Source organism: Sphingomonas sp. SphC10, assembly GCF_057004845.1.
In genome coordinates this window covers 2879608-2897204 of the sequence record NZ_CM168044.1, presented here as the reverse complement: position 1 = coordinate 2897204, position 17597 = coordinate 2879608, and the positions used below count along the sequence as shown (strand labels likewise).

Sequence of the window (17597 nt, the reverse complement as noted above, 5' to 3'; positions counted from 1 at the left end):
GGCCTTACAGCGCCGTCTGGTCGATCGCGACGCCCTCGCGGCGTCCCGCCGAAACCAGGGTGTTGCGCAGCAGGACCGCGATCGTCATCGGCCCGACGCCGCCCGGCACCGGGGTGATCGCGCCCGCCCGCTGCGCCGCCGTGTCATATTCGACATCACCGACCAGACCCGTCTCGGTGCGGTTGATGCCGACATCGATGACGCTGGCGCCGGGCTTGATCCACTCGCCCTTGACCAGGCCGGGAACACCCACCGCCGCCACGACGATATCGGCGCGACCGACTACCTCGGCCAGATTACGCGTGCGGCTGTGCGCGACCGTTACCGTGCAGCTTTCGCCGAGCAGCAACTGCGCCATCGGCTTGCCGACGATGTTGGAGCGGCCGACGACCACCGCGTCCATGCCCGACAGGCTGGGGTGGATGCTCTTGAGCAGCATCAGGCAGCCGAGCGGGGTGCAGGGGACGAAGCCCTCGCTGCCCGTCGCCAGCCGTCCGGCGTTGACCGGGTGGAAGCCGTCGACGTCCTTGTCGGGGTCGATCGCCTGGATCACCGCCTGCGCGTCGATCTGGCCCGGCAGCGGCAGCTGGACGAGGATGCCGTCGACGGTCGGGTCTTGATTGAGCTGCTCGACGAGCGCCAGCAGCGTCGCCTGGTCGGTATCGACGGGCAGGCGATGCTCGATGCTCTCCATGCCTGCCTCGCGCGTCGCCTTGCCCTTGGAGCGGACATAGACGCTGGAGGCGGGGTCCTCGCCGACCAGCACGACCGCCAGGCCGGGCGCGCGGCCTGCCTGTTCGCGGAACTTGGCTACCTGGGTGGCGATGCGGGTGCGGAGGCCGGCGGCGAACGCCTTGCCGTCGATGATCGTGGCGCTTGGGATCTCTGGGGTCATGGCCGATCGCCATAAAGCGCCTGGGCGATACGCGCCAGTATGTGCGGGTCTCCGGCGACATGCAGACGCTTCAATCGTGCGGTATCTCCCGCGACGATGCTGACCGCGCGCTTGGGCACCCCGAAATGCTTGGCGACCAGCGGGATCAGCGCCGCATTGGCCGCGCCGTCGACCGGCGGTGCCGACAGGCGCGCGGCGAAATGCTCCTCCGTGCCCGCACTCAGCGCATCGCGCCCGCCGCGCGGCGTGACCCGGACCGCGATCCGAATCCCATCATCGCTGGCCGTCCAGGCGGGCATCAGCCGACGACGACCGCCCCCCCGTACATCGCATTGGCGATCGCGGCGTCCAGGATCTTGCCCAGGATGATGACCGCCAGCAGCACGACCATCGGCGACAGGTCGAGCGCGCCGAAATCGGGCAGGATGCGCCGGATCGGGCGATAGAGCGGATCGGTCATCTTCTGCAGCGCGTACCAGACCGACCGGATGAAATCATTCGAGGTGTTGATGACGTTGAACGCGATCAGCCAGGACAGGATCGCCTGCACGATGATGATCCACCAGACGACATTGAGCAGAATCTGAAGGATCTGAAGGATGAGGACCAACGTGAGGGCTCCCGAATACGGATTTCGCCATATCTAGGGTAGGACGCGCGTCGGGGCAATAATCGTGCGCGGCGATCCTGACGCAGGCGGAACGAAGCCCCCGGTCGCGCGTCCCATCATCATGATACAGGATAGGGGATGGCCGCGCTGGATGCGGGGCGTGGTGGCGCTGCTGATCGGGTTGCCCCTGCTTTTTCTGCTGATCCTGGCGGTGTTTCCCTGGGGGCTCCTGCGCGACGCGGTGTGCCGCGCGGCGACCGAGCGGTTCGGGCGGCCGGTGACCATCGGGTCGGTCCACCGGGTCGACGGCATCGGCTTTCATCCGACCATCGCGGTCGAAGACCTGAAGATTCCGCAGGCCGGTTGGGCCGGTCAGGGCGATTTCGCGGCGGTAAAGCGGGCGGAAATCCGCTTTTCGGTCTGGCCGTTGCTGCGCGGTGCTTTCGTCCCGGAGGATATTCGCGTGTCCGGGCTTCGCCTGGCGCTGGTCCGCGACAGGCAGGGCCGCACCAACTGGTCACGCCCCGGCGAACCCGAGGAAGGCGGCAGCGCGACCGATCTGCAGGGGCTGACCGTCAGCGATGGCGTGGTCAGCTACCGCGACGCCAAGGAGGATCGGCAGGCGGTGCTGAACGTGGCAGCCGACCCGGATCGCGGCGTGCGGGCCGAGGGTGAGGGCAGGGTGCGCGGCGCGCCCGTCCGCATCGCCTTTACCGGCGCGGCGGTGAAGCCCGGCCGCTGGCCCTTCACCGCCGACATCACTGGCGAGCAGTTGGTGATGAAGGCGGCCGGCACGATGGACCGACCGCTCGACACCGATGCGATGACGCTGGACCTGACGGCGAAGGCCGACGACCTGAAGCGGATCGATGCGGTGATCGAGGCGGGGCTGTTCCAGACCCGTCCGGTCCAGCTGACCGCGCATGTCCGCCACGAACGCCCGCGCTGGACCATCACCGATCTGAAGGGGCGGATCGGCCGCTCCGACCTGAACGGGCGGTTGACCGTCGACAAGAAAGAAGGCCGCACGCGGCTGGACGGCGAGGTGACGGCGGGACAGCTCGATTTCGACGATCTGTCGTCGGCGCAAGGGCGTGCCGAGGCCGCCGCGCTCGAACGCCGGATCGGACCGCGACTGGTGCCCAATACGCGGATCGATATCGGCAAGATCGACACGACCGACGGGACCATTCGCTTCAAGGTCGGCCGGGTGGTCAGCGCACAAGGTCCCTCACCGATCACCGGGCTGGCCGGGCGGATGACGATGGACCATCAGTTGCTGACCATCGGCGACATCCGCATGGCCTTGCGCGAAGGCGTGGTGACGGGCCAGGCGGTGATCGACCAGCGGAACGGCGCGAAGGTGCCGAAGCTGTCGGTCGACCTGCGGCTGCGCGGGGCGAGCGTGTTGTCGCTCTCGGGCGAGACACGGATCACCGGCCATGTCGGCGCGCGCGCCAAGCTGGCGGGTGTGGGAGAGACGGTGCGCGCGGCGATCGGGCGCGCGAATGGCCGCATCGGGCTGGTCGTCGCCAACGGGACCTTGCCCGATCGCTATGCGACGGCGCTGGGCTTCGACGCGGGCGCGGCATTCATGGGCGACAGCGGCAAGGCGGCCCTGCGCTGTCTGGTGCTGGGGGTGGACATGACGAACGGCACGGGCCGCGCGGATCCGCTGATCGTCGACACCTCGCGCAGTCGGTTGGACGGGACGGGGACGGTCCATTTCCCCGACGAACGACTGGCGCTGCGGCTGACCGGCGCGCCGAAACAGGGGGCGACGCTGAGGCTGGCGGGGGCGGCAACGGTAACGGGCACGCTGCAAAAGCCCGATCTGGTGATCCCGAAGGAGGTGAAGTCGGTCGGCAATATCTTCAAGTCGATCGGCCGCGCGATCACCGGCGATACCGGGCCGAAGGCGCAGAATGCGGCCTGCGGGGCGCTGGCGCGGCAGGTGTTGCGGTAATTTCCCCCAATCTCCGTTCCGCGGAACGGGGTCAGTTACCCTCGGCTTTCAGCGGCCGCGCGAGCAGCGCCCCGATTACCTCACCCACGGTCGCGCCCTCCAGCAACCGGCACACCGCCTCGCACACCGGCATGTCCACACCGGCCTCCACCGCCGCCTGACGCAGGACCGGCGCGGTGAACGCCCCCTCCGCCACGGTCCGCCGGTCGGCCAGCAGCTCGGCGGCCGACCGCCCCTGCCCCAGCCCGACGCCCAGCGAGAAATTGCGTGAGGCGGTCGACGAACAGGTCAGAACCAGGTCGCCCAGCCCCGACAGGCCCGCCAGCGTCTCCGCCCGCCCGCCGCGCGCGAGGCCAAACCGCGTCATCTCGGCAAAGCCGCGTGCGATCAGGGCGGCGCGGGCATTCTGGCCCAGCCCCGCGCCCTCTACCACGCCGCAACCGATGGCGAGCACATTCTTGATCGCGCCGCCGATCTCCGCGCCCGTCACGTCGTCGGTGGCATAGGGCCGGAAATGCGGCGCCGCGAGGCGCGCGGACAGGGCCTTGCGCAGCTCGGGGTTCTCGCACGCCAGCGTCACCGCCGTCGGCAGCCCCGCCGCCACCTCATGCGCGAAGGTCGGGCCGGACAGCACCGCGATCGGCGCGTCGGGGTGGATCGCCCGCGCGACCTCGCCGACCAGCCGCCGGGTCCCCGCCTCGATCCCCTTGGAGCACAGGACCAGCGGCTTGGGGCCCACCGGCATCGTCGCCAGCACCGCGCCGACGGCCTGCGCGGGCGTGACGACCAGCAGCGCATCCATCTCGGCCATCGCCGCCGGATCGCTGACCGCCTCGATGCTCGGCGACAATGCGATGTTCGGCAGATAGAGCGGGTTGGCGTGAGTCGTGTTGATCGCCTCGGCCACCGCCGGATCGCGCGCCCAGAGCCGCACCGGCCTACGCCCATGCGCCGCCACCTGTGCCAGCGCGGTGCCCCAGGCGCCAGCGCCGATCACCCCGATCTTCATGCCTTCACCCCCGCGCCGCGCACCGCTTCCGCCGCCGGATCGAGCGGCCAGCGCGCCCGTGCGGGCGTGTCGAGCGGATCGGTCAGCCCTTCGCGGAACCGCTCCACGCCCGCCCAGGCGATCATCGCGGCATTGTCGGTGCACAGCCAGAGCGGCGGCGCGACGAAGCGCAGGCCATACTCGGCCGCCAGCCCCTCCAGCGCCCCCCGGATCACGCCGTTCGCCGCGACACCGCCCGCGACCACCAGCGCTGTGACGGGCGGCACATCGGCCAGCGCACGCCGCGTCCGGTCGAGCAGGCAATCGACCACCGCCTGCTGGAACGAGGCGGCGATGTCCTCGGGCGAATGATGCCCGATCGCGCGCGCCACCGCGCTCTTCAGCCCGGCAAAGGAGAAATGCGGCTCGGCCGAACCCTTGAGCGGCCGGGGCAGCGGCACGGCATGGGGGTTGCCCTCCCGCGCCGCCGCCTCGACGCGCGGGCCGCCGGGATAGCCCAGACCCAGCAGCTTGGCGGTCTTGTCGAACGCCTCGCCCGCCGCATCGTCGATGGTGGTCGCCATCCGTCGATAGCGTCCGACGCCCTCGACCAGCAGCAGCTGGCAATGCCCGCCCGAGACGAGCAGTAGGAGATAGGGATAGGCCAGTTCGCGATCCGACAGGCGCGGCGACAGGGCATGGCCCTCCAGATGGTTGACCGCGATCAACGGCTTGCCCGCCGCGTGCGCCAGCGCCTTGCCGGTCACGAGGCCGACCATCACCCCGCCGATCAGCCCCGGCCCCGCCGTCGCCGCGATCGCGTCGACCTCGGCCAGCGTCACCCCCGCATCGGCAAAGGCGGCGGCAACCAGCGGCTCCATCGCCTCGACATGCGCGCGCGCGGCGATTTCGGGAACGACGCCGCCGAAGGGGGCGTGCGCGGCCTCCTGCCCCAGCAGCCGGTGCGCCAGCACGCGGCCGTCATCGGTGACAAGCGCGGCGGCGGTCTCGTCGCACGAGGATTCCAGTCCCAGGATCAGCATGACTTCCCCATACCTGTCCGTTGGCAACTTGTCGAAGGGGGGCTTGATGCGGCAAAGGCGGACGCATGGTTCGTTTCCGGCTCGGTACGCGCGGTTCGCCGCTGGCCCTCACCCAGGCGCATATGGTGCGCGCGGCGCTGGCAAACGCCCAGGGGTGGAGCGAGGATGCGGTTCAGATCGTGCCGATCAAGACCACCGGCGACCGGGTGCAGGACCGCGCACTGGCCGAGATCGGCGGCAAGGCGCTGTGGACCAAGGAACTGGACCGCGCGCTGTACGACCGCGAGATCGATGCTTCGGTCCATTCGATGAAGGATGTCGAGACGATCCGGCCCGACTGGCTGCATATCGCCGCGATGCTGCCGCGCGCCGATGTCCGCGACCGGCTGATCGGCGCGGAGACCATTGCCGAGCTGCGGCCCGGCGCAGTGATCGGCACCAGCAGCCCGCGCCGCCGCGCCCAGATGCTGTCGCACCGGCCCGACCTGACCATCACCCTGCTGCGCGGCAATGTCGACACACGCCTCGCCGCGGTGGCGAACGGCGATGTCGACGCGACGCTGCTCGCCGCCGCCGGGCTCGACCGGCTGGGGCGCGAGGTCGGCCAGCCTGTGCCCACCGACCAGATGCTGCCTGCGCCCGCGCAAGGCGCGGTCGGGATCGAGACGCGCGCCGACGATGCCGCCGCGACCATGTTGATCGCCTCGATCGACCATGCCGAGACCCATGCCTGCGTAATGGCCGAACGCGCGCTGCTCGCCGCCTTGCAGGCCGATTGCCACAGCCCGGTCGCGGCGCTCGCCTCGCTGGCGGGCGAGATGCTGACCCTGCGTGCCGAATTGCTGGCCGAGGACGGATCGTCGCGGGTCAGCGGCTGGGTCGAGGGGGGGCTCGACGAGGAACTCGGCGCGCGGCTGGCGGTCGATCTGCTCGAACGCGCGGCCCCCGAAGTACGCCGCCTGTTCGCCGGGGGCTGAGCCCGTGGCGGTCGTCGTCGTCCGGCCCGAACCCGGCCATGGCGCGACGATCGCCGCCCTGCACGCGGCGGGGCTGGACGCCATGTCGCTGCCGCTGTTCGCGGCGCATGCGGTCGCGTGGACGGCACCTGCGGCCGAGACGTTCGATGCGCTGCTCTTCACCAGTGCCCAGGGCGTCCGGCTGGCCGGATCGGCGCTCGGTCCGCTGCGCCACAAGCCGGTGATCGCGGTCGGCCCCGCCACCGCCGCCGCCGCGCGCGAGGCCGGGCTGTCGGTGGTGCTGACCGGTACGCAGGATGCCGCGTCGGTCGTCGCCCAGGCGCGGATGCAGGAATATGCGCGGCTGCTTCATCTGGCGGGCCGTGATCGGGTCGAGACGGGGGCGATGACCTGCATCGTCTATGCCGCCGATCCCGTGGCGGTGGAGGTGTCCGCGATCCACGCCCTGGCGGGGCAGATCGTCCTGCTTCACTCCGCCCGCGCCGCCGCGCGGCTGGCCGAGCTGGTCGAGCGGGCGGGCCTGTCCCGCGCCACCGTGTCACTGGTGGCGATCAGCGCCAAGACGGCGGCGGCGGCTGGGCCGGGCTGGCAGGCGGCCGTCATCGCCACGGCGCCGCGCGACGATGCCATGGTGGCGGCCGCGCAGGCGTTGACCCGAGCCGCCGCCACGGGGATAAGCGGGGCATGAACAATTTCGCGCCTTCCGACCGACCGCCGACGCGCGGCCCCCGAAAGGGCGCGATCGTCGCGCTGGTCCTGATCGCCTTTGTCGCCGGTATCCTGCTGATGGCCTATGCCATGCGCAACCTGTCCTGGTTCAACGCCAATGGCACCGCGACGCAGGCCGTCACCGCCAAGCCCGGCGGCACCGGCGGCACCGTCAAGGAAACGCCGCGTACCGATCCCGTGGCGCTGGCCACGCGCGAGGCGCAACTGGCCGCGCAGCTCGCCGCGCTGGAGACGCGCGCCGCCACGCTGTCCACCGACGCCACGGCGGCGGGTGCGCAGGCGGGCCGCGCCGAGTCGATCCTGGTCGCCGCCGCCGTGCGCCGCGCGGTCGATCGTGGCCAGCCGCTCGGCTATCTGGAGGAGCAGCTTCGCACCCGCTTCGGCACCAGCGAGCCGCGCGCCGTCTCCGTCCTGATCGTCACCGCGCGCCAGCCGGTGACGCTGGAAACGCTGCGCCAGGGGCTCGATACGCTGGCCCCCGATCTGGTCGTCAGCGGCGGCAATGGCTGGTGGGAAGGACTTCGCCAGGAACTGGCGCGCCTGATCGTCATTCGAGAGGCCAATGCCCCCTCGACCAACCCAACCGACCGGCTGGCGCGGGCGCGCCGCCTGCTCGACGGCGGACAGGTCGATGCCGCCCGGGCCGAGGTCGCACGCCTGCCCGGTGCCGCCGCCGCCCAAGGCTGGCAACAAGCCGCCTTGCGCTATGTCCGCGCGCGCCAGGCGCTCGACCTGATCGAGAATGCCGCGCTCGTCACCCCGCCCGCGCCGCCCCCGGCACCGATCGTGACGACCCCGGTGCCGGGCACCCCGCCCGCCGACACGGCCGACACCACCACGGCCCAAACGAACCCACAGGATAATCCACAGGCTTCTCCACAGACGGCACCAGCCGCGCCGACCATCTAAACACTGTCTATCCGGGAAATTCCCGGATGCCGATCGCCAGGCGCCCGGTACAGACAGATTGCGATGACGGCGCCGCTCAGTCCCTCCTTTGCTTCCCAGCCCGCTGCCCCTGAGCCTCTCGACACGCTCGGCCTGCGGATGTTCTGGCCCCGGCGGCAGGACTGGCCGGCGCTCGCCTTCTATGCGGTGGGGTTCGCCGTCCTGCACCGGCTGGCGGCCTATTGGGGCGGCAGCGGCTTCTATTCGCTCTGGTTTCCGGCGGCCGGGCTGCGGCTCGCTCTGCTCTGGCGGCTGGGGCCCCGGCTGACCCCGGCGATCGCGCTGGTCGAGATCGCGGTCGACGTCACCCTGACCCCGGCGGTGCTGAAGGGCATGCCTTGGACGGTCGCGATCTGGGGCATTGCGCGCCCGGTGCTGGCTTACGGCGCGACGGTCGCGGCCATCGGCTGGCTGGCGGAGCGGCGGGGGGCGGCCTTGCTGACTGCGCCGATGCCGCTGGGGCTGGCGCTGGTGCTCGCCCCGCTGGCGGCGGCGTTGAGCGCGGTGCCCCAGGCGCTGACCAGCCCGGAGCTGACCGGCGTATCCAGCCCGCGCGAGGTGATCGTGTCGCTCGCCGCCTTTGCGGTCGGCGATCTGCTTGGCACGCTGTTCATTGCGCCGCCGCTCCTGTGGATCGCCGATGCGGTGTCGGGCCGGGCCCGCTGGCGCTGGCCGCTGCCTTCGTTGCTCGCGGCTGTGGAGACGGCGGGGGTATTAGGGCTGGGCATCGGCCTTGCCCGGCTGCTCGACCAGGCGGGGCTGGGGATGCAGCCCGCGCCGGTGCTGGTCGCGGTGGCGTGGATCGGGTTGCGCTTCGGCCGTGCCGCCGCCTGGGGGGCGCTGCTCGTCGTGGTGCTGCGCGTCCTGCCCGACACGGCGGGCGCGATGGACACGCCCGAGCGGTTGCAGCGGCACCTGGCGCTCGCGACCATCGTCGTCACCGGCTATCTGGCGGGCAGCTTCGCCGATGCGCAGGCCACCGCACGCGCCATGCTGGAACGGCGCGACCGGCTGCTCTTCCAGGCCGAGCGGCTGAAGACGCTGCGCGCCATGTCGGTGGCGGTGATCCATGAGGTCAGCCAGCCGCTGTCCACGCTCGCGATCGAGGCGCGCCACCTGCACCAGCTGACCGCCGGGCGGGGGGACGAGATCGCGGACGGAGCGGCGCTGATCGATCGCAAGGCGGAGCATCTGGCGACGCTGATCCGACGCCTGCGCCGGTTCGGCGGCCATGCCGAAGGCGCACCGCAGCCGCTGGCGCTGACCGCGCTGGTCGACATGGTGGCGACGCTGGCCCAGGCCGAGGCGCGCGAGGCGGGCGTCGCCCTCGTCATCAGCCCGGTCGATCCAACCTTGCAGGTGATGGCGCAGGAGGTCGAGCTGGCGCAGGCGGTGATGAACCTCGTCCGCAACGCGGTGCAGGCCGCGCAGGGCGACGCCGATCCTCATCCCGTCACGCTGGACGTCACCGCCGACGAGACCCAGGCCGTGATCCATGTCGTCAATCGCGCATCCGCCCGGCCGGTGGCGCGCGACGGCATGGGGATCGGCACCCATGTCGCGCGCGCCATCGTCGAGGCGCATGGCGGCACCCTGACCCGGATGCATGGGCCGGACGGCATGGTCCATGCCGCCCTGTCGCTTCCCCTGATCGAGATCCGCTGATGCCCCTCCGTTCGCCCGATCCCGTAGCCCCCGCGACCGTGCATGTGCTGGACGACGATGCCGATCTGGGGGCGGCGGTCGCGCGGATGCTGACCCGGCAGGGTTTCGTCGCCAAGGCCTTTGACGATCCCGCCGCACTGCTCGCCGCCTATCCCGGCCGGGCCGCCCATGCCGTCGTCACCGATGTGATGATGGGCGAGTGGCACGGCTTCGACTTTGCCGAGCGGCTGCGCGCGCTCGATGCCCATGTCGCCATCCTGTTCATGACCGCCTGGCCGAACACGGCCCATGCGGTCGATTCGGTCCGGCGGCATGGCGGCGTCGATTATCTGGACAAGCCCATCGACGAGGCGCGGCTGTGTGCGTCGTTGCGCGACGGCATCGCCTGGTCGACCGCGAGTCGCGCGACCGCCCGGCGGTTGGGCGAGCTGTCGCCGCGCGAACGGCAGGTGTTCGACCTGATGGTGCAGGGCCATGGCAACAAGGCGATGGCCGGGCTGCTTGGCCTGTCGCCCAAGACGATCGAGGATCACCGGGCGGCGGTGTTCCACAAGACCCAGACGCAAAGCGTGGCGCAGCTGATCGCGCTATCCCGCTAAATCCGCTTGCGGTGAAGCGAGGAGCCGGGCGCGGGCGGGGCGCGTTGACCGGGATCGATGCTGTCGGAGGTTCTGCCGTGATTCGTCCCGCATTCCGCATGACCCGCTGGCTGGCGGGTGCGCTGGTCCTGCCGCTGGCTGCCTGTGGCGGGGGCGGCGAGCCGGAGCGCAACATGGTGACGGCCGTCCCCTCGCCGGACGCTGAGGCGACACCGGCAGTCGAGCCGACCCGCGCCACCCTGCCCGCGCCGATCAAGACCGGCGCCACCCGCGCCCCGGATGCGGTCCTGTCCTGCTCGGCCGAGCGTGGGCAGGCGGCGGCGCAGCGGCTGGTGAAGATCTGTACCTCGGTTTCACCCGCCACTCATCCGCCCTGCAATGCGGTCAATAGCTGCGCGATCATCGAGGACGAGATTGCCCGATCCTGTGCGCTGATGGGCGATGACGCGGGCAAAACGCCCGGCTGCGCGGTCGATCCCAAAAGCGATGCGGCGGCGGTCGATGTCGTCCGCCGTTATTATGCGGCGATCAATGCACATGACTATAGCACCGCCTGGACGCAATGGGGCCCGGACGGCCGCCCCGGCCAGCGTTTCGCCGATTTTCAGAAGGGCTTTGCGAATACCCGCGCGACCAGCGTGACGATCGGCAAGCTGGCCCCCAGCGAGGGCGCGGCGGGGTCGATCTATGCGACGGTGCCGGTGACGGTGAATGCACAGCTCGACGATGGGCGGCAGCAGCGCTTCGTCGGGCAATATGTGGTGCGGCGGGTCAACGACGTGCCGGGGGCCAGTGCGGCACAGCTGCGGTGGCATATCGATTCGGCGACATTGAAGCCTGCGACCTGAGCTTCGTCGAAGGCTATGGGAATGGCCCTCGTGGCTAAGCGCGGAACGTGCACTTCGACTTCGCTCAGTGTGAACGGGCGTGGGGGGACGGCGGCTCCTCCCAACCTCCGTTCAGCTTGAGCGAAGTCGAAGGCCACGCCCCGGACTTCCCTAAACCGGATGCCCCTCGGTATCGCGCAGCACCTCGCGCCGTCCGACATGGTCCGGGCGGCTGACGATGCCGTCGGTCTCCATCCGCTCGATCAGCCGCGCCGCCGAGTTATAGCCGATGCGCAACTGACGCTGGAGCCAGGAAGTCGAGGCCTTCTGGCTTTCGCACACCAGCTGGATCGCCGCGCGATATTGCTGGTCCTCGGCCGTGTCCTCGCCCGTGGGCGCGCCGTCGAGCGCGAAGCTCTCGGCCGGTTCCTCGGTGACCGAGGAGATGTAATCGGGCTGGCCCTGCGCGCGCCAGTGATCTGCGACGCGGTGCACCTCGTCGTCCGAGACGAAGGGGCCGTGGACGCGGACGATGCCCTTGCCGCCGGGCATGTAGAGCATGTCGCCGCGCCCCAGCAGCTGTTCGGCGCCCTGTTCGCCCAGGATGGTGCGCGAGTCGATCTTCGACGTCACATGGAAGCTGATGCGGGTCGGCAAATTCGCCTTGATGACGCCGGTGATGACGTCGACCGACGGCCGCTGCGTCGCCATGATCAGGTGGATACCCGCCGCACGCGCCTTTTGCGCGAGGCGCTGGATCAGGAATTCGACTTCCTTGCCCGCCGTCATCATCAGGTCGGCCAGCTCGTCGACGATCACGACGATCTGCGGCAGCGGTTCGTATTCGAGCTTCTCTTCCTCATAGACCGGCTGGCCGGTCTCGGGATGATAGCCGGTCTGGACCTTGCGGCCGAGCGGCTGGCCCTTGGCCTTGGCCGCGCGCACCTTGTCGTTGAAGCTGGCGAGACTGCGCACGCCGACCGAGGACATTTGCCGATAGCGGTCCTCCATCGTCTCGACCGCCCATTTCAGCGCGCGGACCGCCTTGGCCGGATCGGTCACGACCGGCGACAGCAGATGCGGGATGTCGTCATACATCGACAACTCCAGCATCTTGGGATCGATCATGATCATCCGGCACTGCTCGGGCGTCAGGCGATAGAGCAGCGACAGGATCATGCCGTTCAGGCCGACCGACTTGCCCGAACCCGTCGTACCCGCGACCAGCAGGTGGGGCATCGGCGCCAGATCGGCCACGACCGAGTCGCCCGCGATGTTCTTGCCCAGGATGATCGGCAGCTGCGCGGCCTGATCGGCGAAGCTCTGCGACGCGACCAGTTCGTGCAGCGACACCATCTCCCGCTTGGGATTGGGCAGTTCGATGCCGATGACGTTGCGCCCCGGAATCACCGCGACGCGCGCCGAGATCGCCGACATGTTGCGCGCGATATCGTCGGCCAGCGCGATGACGCGGTTGGCCTTGATGCCGGGCGCGGGCTCCAGCTCGTACATGGTGACGACCGGGCCGGGGCGGACCTCGACGATCGAACCCTGGACGCGGAAATCGTCGAGCACATTCTCCAGCAGGCGCGCATTGCGCTCCAGCGCCGCCTTGTCGATCTGTCCGGCGGGCGAGGGCGGCGCGGGCGTCAGCAGGTCCAGGCCAGGCAACTGATAGGGCGCATCGCGATCGGCCGCCGTCTTGGGCTTGGCGGGCGCAGGCGCGACCTGACGGTCGGCGATGACGGGGGCGGGGCGATCCTCGCGCACCGGCACCGCCTTGCGGGCCAGCGTCAGCGGTTCCTCATCCTCGTCGTCTTCGTCGTAAAGCGCCTCGTCCTCATCGTCCCAGGGCAGCGCCTCGCCATCCTCGCTCACCGCCCGGCGGCGGCGCAGGCGCGCCAGGCCGCGTTCGGCGATGTCGAGTTCCAGGCTGCGGCCCCAGATCAGCGCGCCGCCCAGCCCGAAGGCCAGGCCGATCGCCACCGATCCCCAGGTCACGACCGCCGCCTGGCCCGAAAATTCCAGCGCCCAGCGGACAAGGCCCGCCACCGACAGCCCGATCACGCCGCCCCATCCGGCGGGCAGCGCCAGCACCGCCGAGTCGGACACGAAGGACAGGGCGCAGGCCATCAGCGCAACGCCAAGCACCGCCTGGCGCAGCATCTTCACCCAGCGGCCCGCCGGACGGTCGCGCCACAACCGGGTCGCGATGATCGGCCCGACCGGCAGGATCAGCGCCACGGCGGGGCCGAACAGGGTCAGCACGATATCGGCGATCCAGGCACCGGGATGCCCCATCCAGTTGGCCGGGGCCGCGCCCGAGGCGGTGTTGAGCGCAGGATCGCTCGCCCGGTAGCTGGCGAGCGCCAGCACCAGCATCAGCGTTACGGCAAACAGGATGAGCGCGGCGACCAGCGCACCGCTGCGCACCGCACCCGCCTTCACCGTCTCGCGCCATAAAACCGGCTGCGCGCGGCTGGCCATGGGTCTTGTCCTTCAGGAAGTCGCAAAAATCCGGGAAAAATCCCGGAAAATTCATCGCCTCTGGCGGTTCCTGCGTCAAGGCGCGGGGGGCGACACCCGCATTGTTTGCGACCGCGTGACGGTCTAGGAGCATGGACATGGATAGCGACGTCATCATCCTCGGCGGCGGCCTGGTCGGCGCGACTCTGGGTGTCGGTCTGGCCGCGCATGGCCTGTCTTCGATCATCGTCGATCCCGCCGATCCGGCGGTCGTGCTGGCCCCCGGCTTCGACGGGCGCGCCTCGGCGGTCGCCTCGGCCAGCTGGCGGATGCTGGACGCGATCGGTATCGGCGCGAAGCTGGCGGGCAAGGGCTGCGAGATTCGGCATATCCGGGTCAGCGACGGGCTGGAGCCGGGCAAGCTCGATTTCATTCCCGACGCCGATGACGGCGCGCTGGGCACGATGTTCGAGAACAAGCTGCTGCGCCGCGCGATCAACGAGGCCGCCAATGAAGCCGAGCTGGTCGATCTGCGGATGCTGACCCGCGCGACGCATGTCGAACGCGGCCCGGCGGGCGTCACCGCGACCTTGAGCGATGGCAGCACCGTCCGCGCGCCGCTGCTGGTCGCCGCCGAAGGGCGTCAGTCGCCGACTCGCGAGGCGGCGGGAATCAAGGTCGCGCGCTGGTCCTATGACCACAAGGCGATCATCAGCGCCTTCCATCACGAAATCGCGCACGAGAATATCGCGTTCGAAATCTTCTACCCCAGCGGCCCCTTCGCGCTGCTGCCCCTGCCCGACGACGAGATCGGCCACCGCTCGGCGATCGTCTGGTCGGTGTCGGGGCGTGACGGCGATGCGATGCTGAAACTGTCCGACCGTGCCTTCCTGGCCGAGGCGGAGAAGAGCATGGGCGGGTTCCTGGGCAAGCTGAGCCATGCGAGTCCCCGTTCCGCCTATCCGCTGGGCTTCCATCGTGCCGCGACGATGACGGGCGAGCGGCTGGTGCTGGTCGGCGACTCGGCGCATGGCATCCACCCGATTGCGGGTCAGGGCGTCAATCTGGGCTATCGCGACGTCGCCGCCCTGGTCGAGGTGCTGATCGAGGGCAAGCGCACCGGCCTGGACCTGGGCGATGCGGCCTTGCTCCAGCGTTATCAGCAGTGGCGCGGGCTCGACACGCTGATGGTGTCGGTGGCGACCGATAGCTTCAACCGCATCTTCAGCGTGCCCGGCAAGACCGCCAGCGCGGTCCGGCGGCTGGGCATCACCGCGATCGACCATATCCCGCCGCTGAAGAACCGCTTCATGGCCGAAGCGCGCGGCGAGACGGGGCAGTTGCCGCGCCTGTTGCAGGGTGTGCTGGTGTAAACCGGGCGGGCCGGTCCGAAGAGTATCAGGCCCTCCCCCAACCCCTCCCGCCTGCGGGAGGGGCGTGGCATGAGGCGCGCTTACGGCCAGCCAACAAGCGCTCCCCTCCCGCAGGCGGGAGGGGATGGGGGAGGGAAAGCCACAAGCGACGCACCCGTAATGACACCATATGGGATCCCAAAAGCCATGTCCGGCGTTTCGCGCGCCATGATCCCCGGGCCTGACCATCCCACTCGTCCGCTTCGAACCCCGATCCGCGACCGCCGCCAGGCCGGTGTAGCCCGCGCCATGGCAGCCGCATTGGCCGTGGTGGCGCTTGCCTTGCTGGTCGGGTGGAGTGTCGGACCAACGCTTTCCCCCACCGACCGGATTTTACGCGCGGTGGCGGCATCCACGGTGGCCGCGCTCTGGCTGGCGGCGGCGATCGGGCATGTCGCGGCGCTGCGCTTCACATCGCCTGCCGATATCGATGCGGCGGCCAGCGGAAGTCCCGATTCGCCGCGAGTCGCGATGGCGCAGGCGGTGCTGCGCAACACGCTGGAGCAGGTGGTGCTGGCGATCCCGGCCTATCTGGCGCTCGCCTGGGTGGTCGAGGGATCGGGGGCGATCATCCCGACGCTGGCCGGGCTGTTCTCCGTGGGGCGCACGCTGTTCTGGTCCCATTATGCGCGCGGCGCGGCGGCGCGGGCCTTCGGGTTCGCGCTGGGATTTTATTCCAGCGTGGCGGCGCTGGTCATCGTGCTGGTGGCGTTGGTCGGGCGGCTGGCCTGATACCCTCACCCCGTTCGCTCAGGCTGAACGGAGGGTGGAGGCGGCGGGGATCAGAGCTCCCGCGCTTCCTCGACCAGCATCACCGGCACCCCGTCGCGGATCGGATAGGCGAGCCCAGCCGCCTCCGACACCAGCTCCTGCGCCGCTTCGTCATAGCGCAAAGGCGTCCGCGTCAGCGGGCAGACCAGCCGTTCGAGCAACCATGGGTCCAGGCTCATTGCAGGGTCACCCGATCCTCGCCGTCATGACGACCGAAAAATTGCATCAGCTGGATGATCAGTTCGGCACGCTGTTCCAGATCGGGGGCCTCCAGCAGCGCCTGTTTGGCCGCCACGTCGAACGGCGCGATCTGGGCGATGCCGTTGACCAGGCTCTCGTCGTCCAGCCGCCCGACCGCGTCCCAGTCGACCGCATAGCCCTGAAGATCGGCGAAACGCTTCGATTCCTGCTCCAGCGAGGCGCGGCGGCCGAGCGACAGCAGATCCTCGTCGATCACCGGCAGCAGCTCGGCCTCGACCTGGCGGAACGGCGTCGTCACCTCCAGCTCGCGGACGATGCGGAACAGCGACACGCCTTCGAGGACGAGGTTGTAGCGGCCATCCTCCATCGCCTCGACCTCGGCGATGCGGCCGACACAGCCCATCTGGTAGAGCGACGGCGTATCGCCCTCGCCCGATGGCTGGACCATGCCGATCCGCCGGTCGCGCGCCATCGCGTCGGAGACGAGCGCCCGGTAGCGCGGCTCGAAGATGTGCAGCGGAAGCGGCATCCCCGGAAAGAGGATCGCGCCCGCCAGCGGAAAGATCGAGAGCCGCGCCATGTCCTTAGCCGAACAGAATGGCGGACAGGCGCCGCCGCTGCTGCGATACCCAGGGATCGGTCATGCCGACCACCTCGAACAGCTTGAGCAACTGCTGACGCGCGGCATCCTCATTCCAGCTGCGGTCGGCCGCGACGATATGGAGGAGGTTGTCGGCCGCGCCGTCACGGTCGCCCGCCGCCATCTGGGCGTTGGCCAGCGCGAACCGCTTTTCGTGATCGTCGGGGCTGGCCGCGACCTCGGCCGCAAGCCCCGCATAGTCCGCCGCCGGTGGAGCGGACCGCGCCAGCGACACGGTCGCGATGGCGCGGTGGATGGCGGGGTCGTTGGCCAGGCCTTGCGGCAGCGCCTCGGTCGCGGCTTCGGCTTCCTCGATGCGCCCTGCACCCAGCAGCGCACGGATATGCCCCGACAGCACGGCGGGATGCTCCGGCGCCATGTCGAGCAGCTGCTGGAAGATCGACACCGCGCGCTCAGCGTCACCGGCCTCCAGCACTTCCTCGCCCATCGCGATCAGCGGTTCCAGCTCGGCCGCCGCGTCCGCCGCCTCCGACTGGATCGGCAGCTGCTTGAGCAGCTGGTCCAGCATCGTGCGCAACGCGCTTTCGGTACGCGCGCTGGTTAGGTCGGCGACCAGCTGGCCCTGGAACATCGCATAGACGGTCGGGATCGAGCGGATCTGGAATTGGTTGGCGATGAACTGGTTCTTGTCGGTATCGATCTTCGCCAGCACGACGCCCTTGTCGGCATAGGCCTCCGCGACCTTCTCCAGCGTCGGGCCCAGCGCCTTGCACGGCCCGCACCATTCCGCCCAGAAGTCCAGGATGACCAGCTTGGTCATCGACGGCTCGACGACATCACGGCGGAAGGCGGTGACGGCTTCCTTGTCGGCGGGCGACATTCCCAACGTGGCCAAAAGA

The 17597-nt window shown here is 70.0% G+C and carries 18 protein-coding genes; 9 read left to right on the top strand and 9 right to left on the bottom strand.

Annotated features, from left to right (window positions below):
- Positions 1–4: 4 nt before the first annotated feature.
- Genes folD through ACWKSV_RS13245 form a run of 3 tightly spaced genes read right to left on the bottom strand, consistent with a single transcriptional unit; the run spans position 5 to position 1505 of the window.
- Positions 5–895 carry a bifunctional methylenetetrahydrofolate dehydrogenase/methenyltetrahydrofolate cyclohydrolase FolD gene (folD, locus tag ACWKSV_RS13255; RefSeq protein ID WP_076714292.1) on the bottom strand — a complete coding sequence of 297 codons (891 nt, stop codon included), beginning with the start codon at positions 893–895 and terminating at the stop codon, positions 5–7.
- A complete protein-coding gene (locus tag ACWKSV_RS13250) occupies positions 892–1194 on the bottom strand; it encodes a DUF167 domain-containing protein (RefSeq protein ID WP_076714290.1) in 303 nt (100 codons plus the stop codon). Before ACWKSV_RS13250 ends, folD begins: the two co-directional genes overlap by 4 nt.
- Positions 1194–1505, bottom strand: coding sequence for a YggT family protein (locus tag ACWKSV_RS13245; protein WP_076714288.1), 312 nt, complete (start codon positions 1503–1505; stop codon positions 1194–1196). The genes ACWKSV_RS13250 and ACWKSV_RS13245 overlap by 1 nt, the downstream gene beginning before the upstream one ends.
- A gap of 121 nt (positions 1506–1626) precedes the next feature.
- Between ACWKSV_RS13245 and ACWKSV_RS13240 the strand changes: the two genes are divergently transcribed.
- Positions 1627–3471: an AsmA family protein gene (locus tag ACWKSV_RS13240; protein WP_172839605.1), complete on the top strand. Its 1845-nt coding sequence runs from the start codon at positions 1627–1629 to the stop codon at positions 3469–3471.
- Between the two features lie 31 nt (positions 3472–3502).
- On the opposite strand, the gene ACWKSV_RS13235 is transcribed toward ACWKSV_RS13240, so the two are convergent.
- Together ACWKSV_RS13235 and tsaD are read right to left on the bottom strand one after the other, a co-directional pair.
- Positions 3503–4480 carry an NAD(P)H-dependent glycerol-3-phosphate dehydrogenase gene (locus ACWKSV_RS13235; RefSeq protein ID WP_076714286.1) on the bottom strand — a complete coding sequence of 326 codons (978 nt, stop codon included), beginning with the start codon at positions 4478–4480 and terminating at the stop codon, positions 3503–3505.
- Entirely contained in the window at positions 4477–5502 is a 1026-nt protein-coding gene (gene tsaD, locus ACWKSV_RS13230) for a tRNA (adenosine(37)-N6)-threonylcarbamoyltransferase complex transferase subunit TsaD (protein WP_076714284.1), read from the bottom strand. Before tsaD ends, ACWKSV_RS13235 begins: the two co-directional genes overlap by 4 nt.
- Positions 5503–5567: 65 nt before the next feature.
- Here tsaD and hemC point away from each other — a divergent pair, with 65 nt between their 5' ends.
- The 6 genes from hemC (at position 5568) to ACWKSV_RS13200 (ending at position 11268) form a co-directional block, all read left to right on the top strand.
- On the top strand, positions 5568–6479 hold the full coding sequence (hemC, locus tag ACWKSV_RS13225) for a hydroxymethylbilane synthase (RefSeq protein ID WP_184105799.1): 912 nt from the start codon (positions 5568–5570) through the stop codon (positions 6477–6479).
- Positions 6480–6483: 4 nt separating this feature from the next.
- Positions 6484–7167 (top strand): uroporphyrinogen-III synthase, encoded by a 684-nt coding sequence (locus tag ACWKSV_RS13220; RefSeq protein ID WP_076714282.1) that lies wholly within the window; start codon positions 6484–6486, stop codon positions 7165–7167.
- Positions 7164–8117, top strand: a complete 954-nt coding sequence (locus ACWKSV_RS13215) for a hypothetical protein (RefSeq protein ID WP_076714280.1) — start codon at positions 7164–7166, stop codon at positions 8115–8117. Before ACWKSV_RS13220 ends, ACWKSV_RS13215 begins: the two co-directional genes overlap by 4 nt.
- Positions 8118–8180: 63 nt before the next feature.
- Positions 8181–9821 carry an MASE1 domain-containing protein gene (locus ACWKSV_RS13210; RefSeq protein WP_076714278.1) on the top strand — a complete coding sequence of 547 codons (1641 nt, stop codon included), beginning with the start codon at positions 8181–8183 and terminating at the stop codon, positions 9819–9821.
- Complete coding sequence (locus tag ACWKSV_RS13205; protein ID WP_076714276.1) at positions 9821–10420, top strand: response regulator transcription factor; 600 nt, start codon at positions 9821–9823, stop codon at positions 10418–10420. The genes ACWKSV_RS13210 and ACWKSV_RS13205 overlap by 1 nt, the downstream gene beginning before the upstream one ends.
- A 77-nt stretch (positions 10421–10497) precedes the next feature.
- Positions 10498–11268, top strand: coding sequence for a hypothetical protein (locus tag ACWKSV_RS13200; protein WP_156884155.1), 771 nt, complete (start codon positions 10498–10500; stop codon positions 11266–11268).
- 150 nt (positions 11269–11418) lie between these two features.
- Here the strand turns inward: ACWKSV_RS13200 and ACWKSV_RS13195 are convergent, their stop codons facing one another.
- Positions 11419–13734: a DNA translocase FtsK gene (locus ACWKSV_RS13195; protein WP_056438942.1), complete on the bottom strand. Its 2316-nt coding sequence runs from the start codon at positions 13732–13734 to the stop codon at positions 11419–11421.
- Between the two features lie 137 nt (positions 13735–13871).
- Between ACWKSV_RS13195 and ACWKSV_RS13190 the strand changes: the two genes are divergently transcribed.
- Positions 13872–15086 (top strand): UbiH/UbiF/VisC/COQ6 family ubiquinone biosynthesis hydroxylase, encoded by a 1215-nt coding sequence (locus ACWKSV_RS13190; RefSeq protein WP_076717768.1) that lies wholly within the window; start codon positions 13872–13874, stop codon positions 15084–15086.
- 288 nt (positions 15087–15374) lie between these two features.
- Complete coding sequence (locus ACWKSV_RS13185; protein ID WP_076714272.1) at positions 15375–15857, top strand: MAPEG family protein; 483 nt, start codon at positions 15375–15377, stop codon at positions 15855–15857.
- Between the two features lie 50 nt (positions 15858–15907).
- Here the strand turns inward: ACWKSV_RS13185 and ACWKSV_RS13180 are convergent, their stop codons facing one another.
- From ACWKSV_RS13180 to ACWKSV_RS13170, 3 genes are read right to left on the bottom strand one after another with little or no spacing between them, the layout of a single operon-like run.
- The gene (locus ACWKSV_RS13180) at positions 15908–16075 is read right to left on the bottom strand and encodes a Trm112 family protein (protein ID WP_076714270.1); all 168 of its coding nucleotides are present in this window, start codon (positions 16073–16075) and stop codon (positions 15908–15910) included.
- Complete coding sequence (locus ACWKSV_RS13175) at positions 16072–16677, bottom strand: LON peptidase substrate-binding domain-containing protein (RefSeq protein ID WP_056438944.1); 606 nt, start codon at positions 16675–16677, stop codon at positions 16072–16074. Before ACWKSV_RS13175 ends, ACWKSV_RS13180 begins: the two co-directional genes overlap by 4 nt.
- A 4-nt stretch (positions 16678–16681) precedes the next feature.
- Positions 16682–17578 (bottom strand): tetratricopeptide repeat protein, encoded by an 897-nt coding sequence (locus ACWKSV_RS13170; protein WP_056438947.1) that lies wholly within the window; start codon positions 17576–17578, stop codon positions 16682–16684.
- Between the last annotated feature and the right edge of the window lie 19 nt (positions 17579–17597).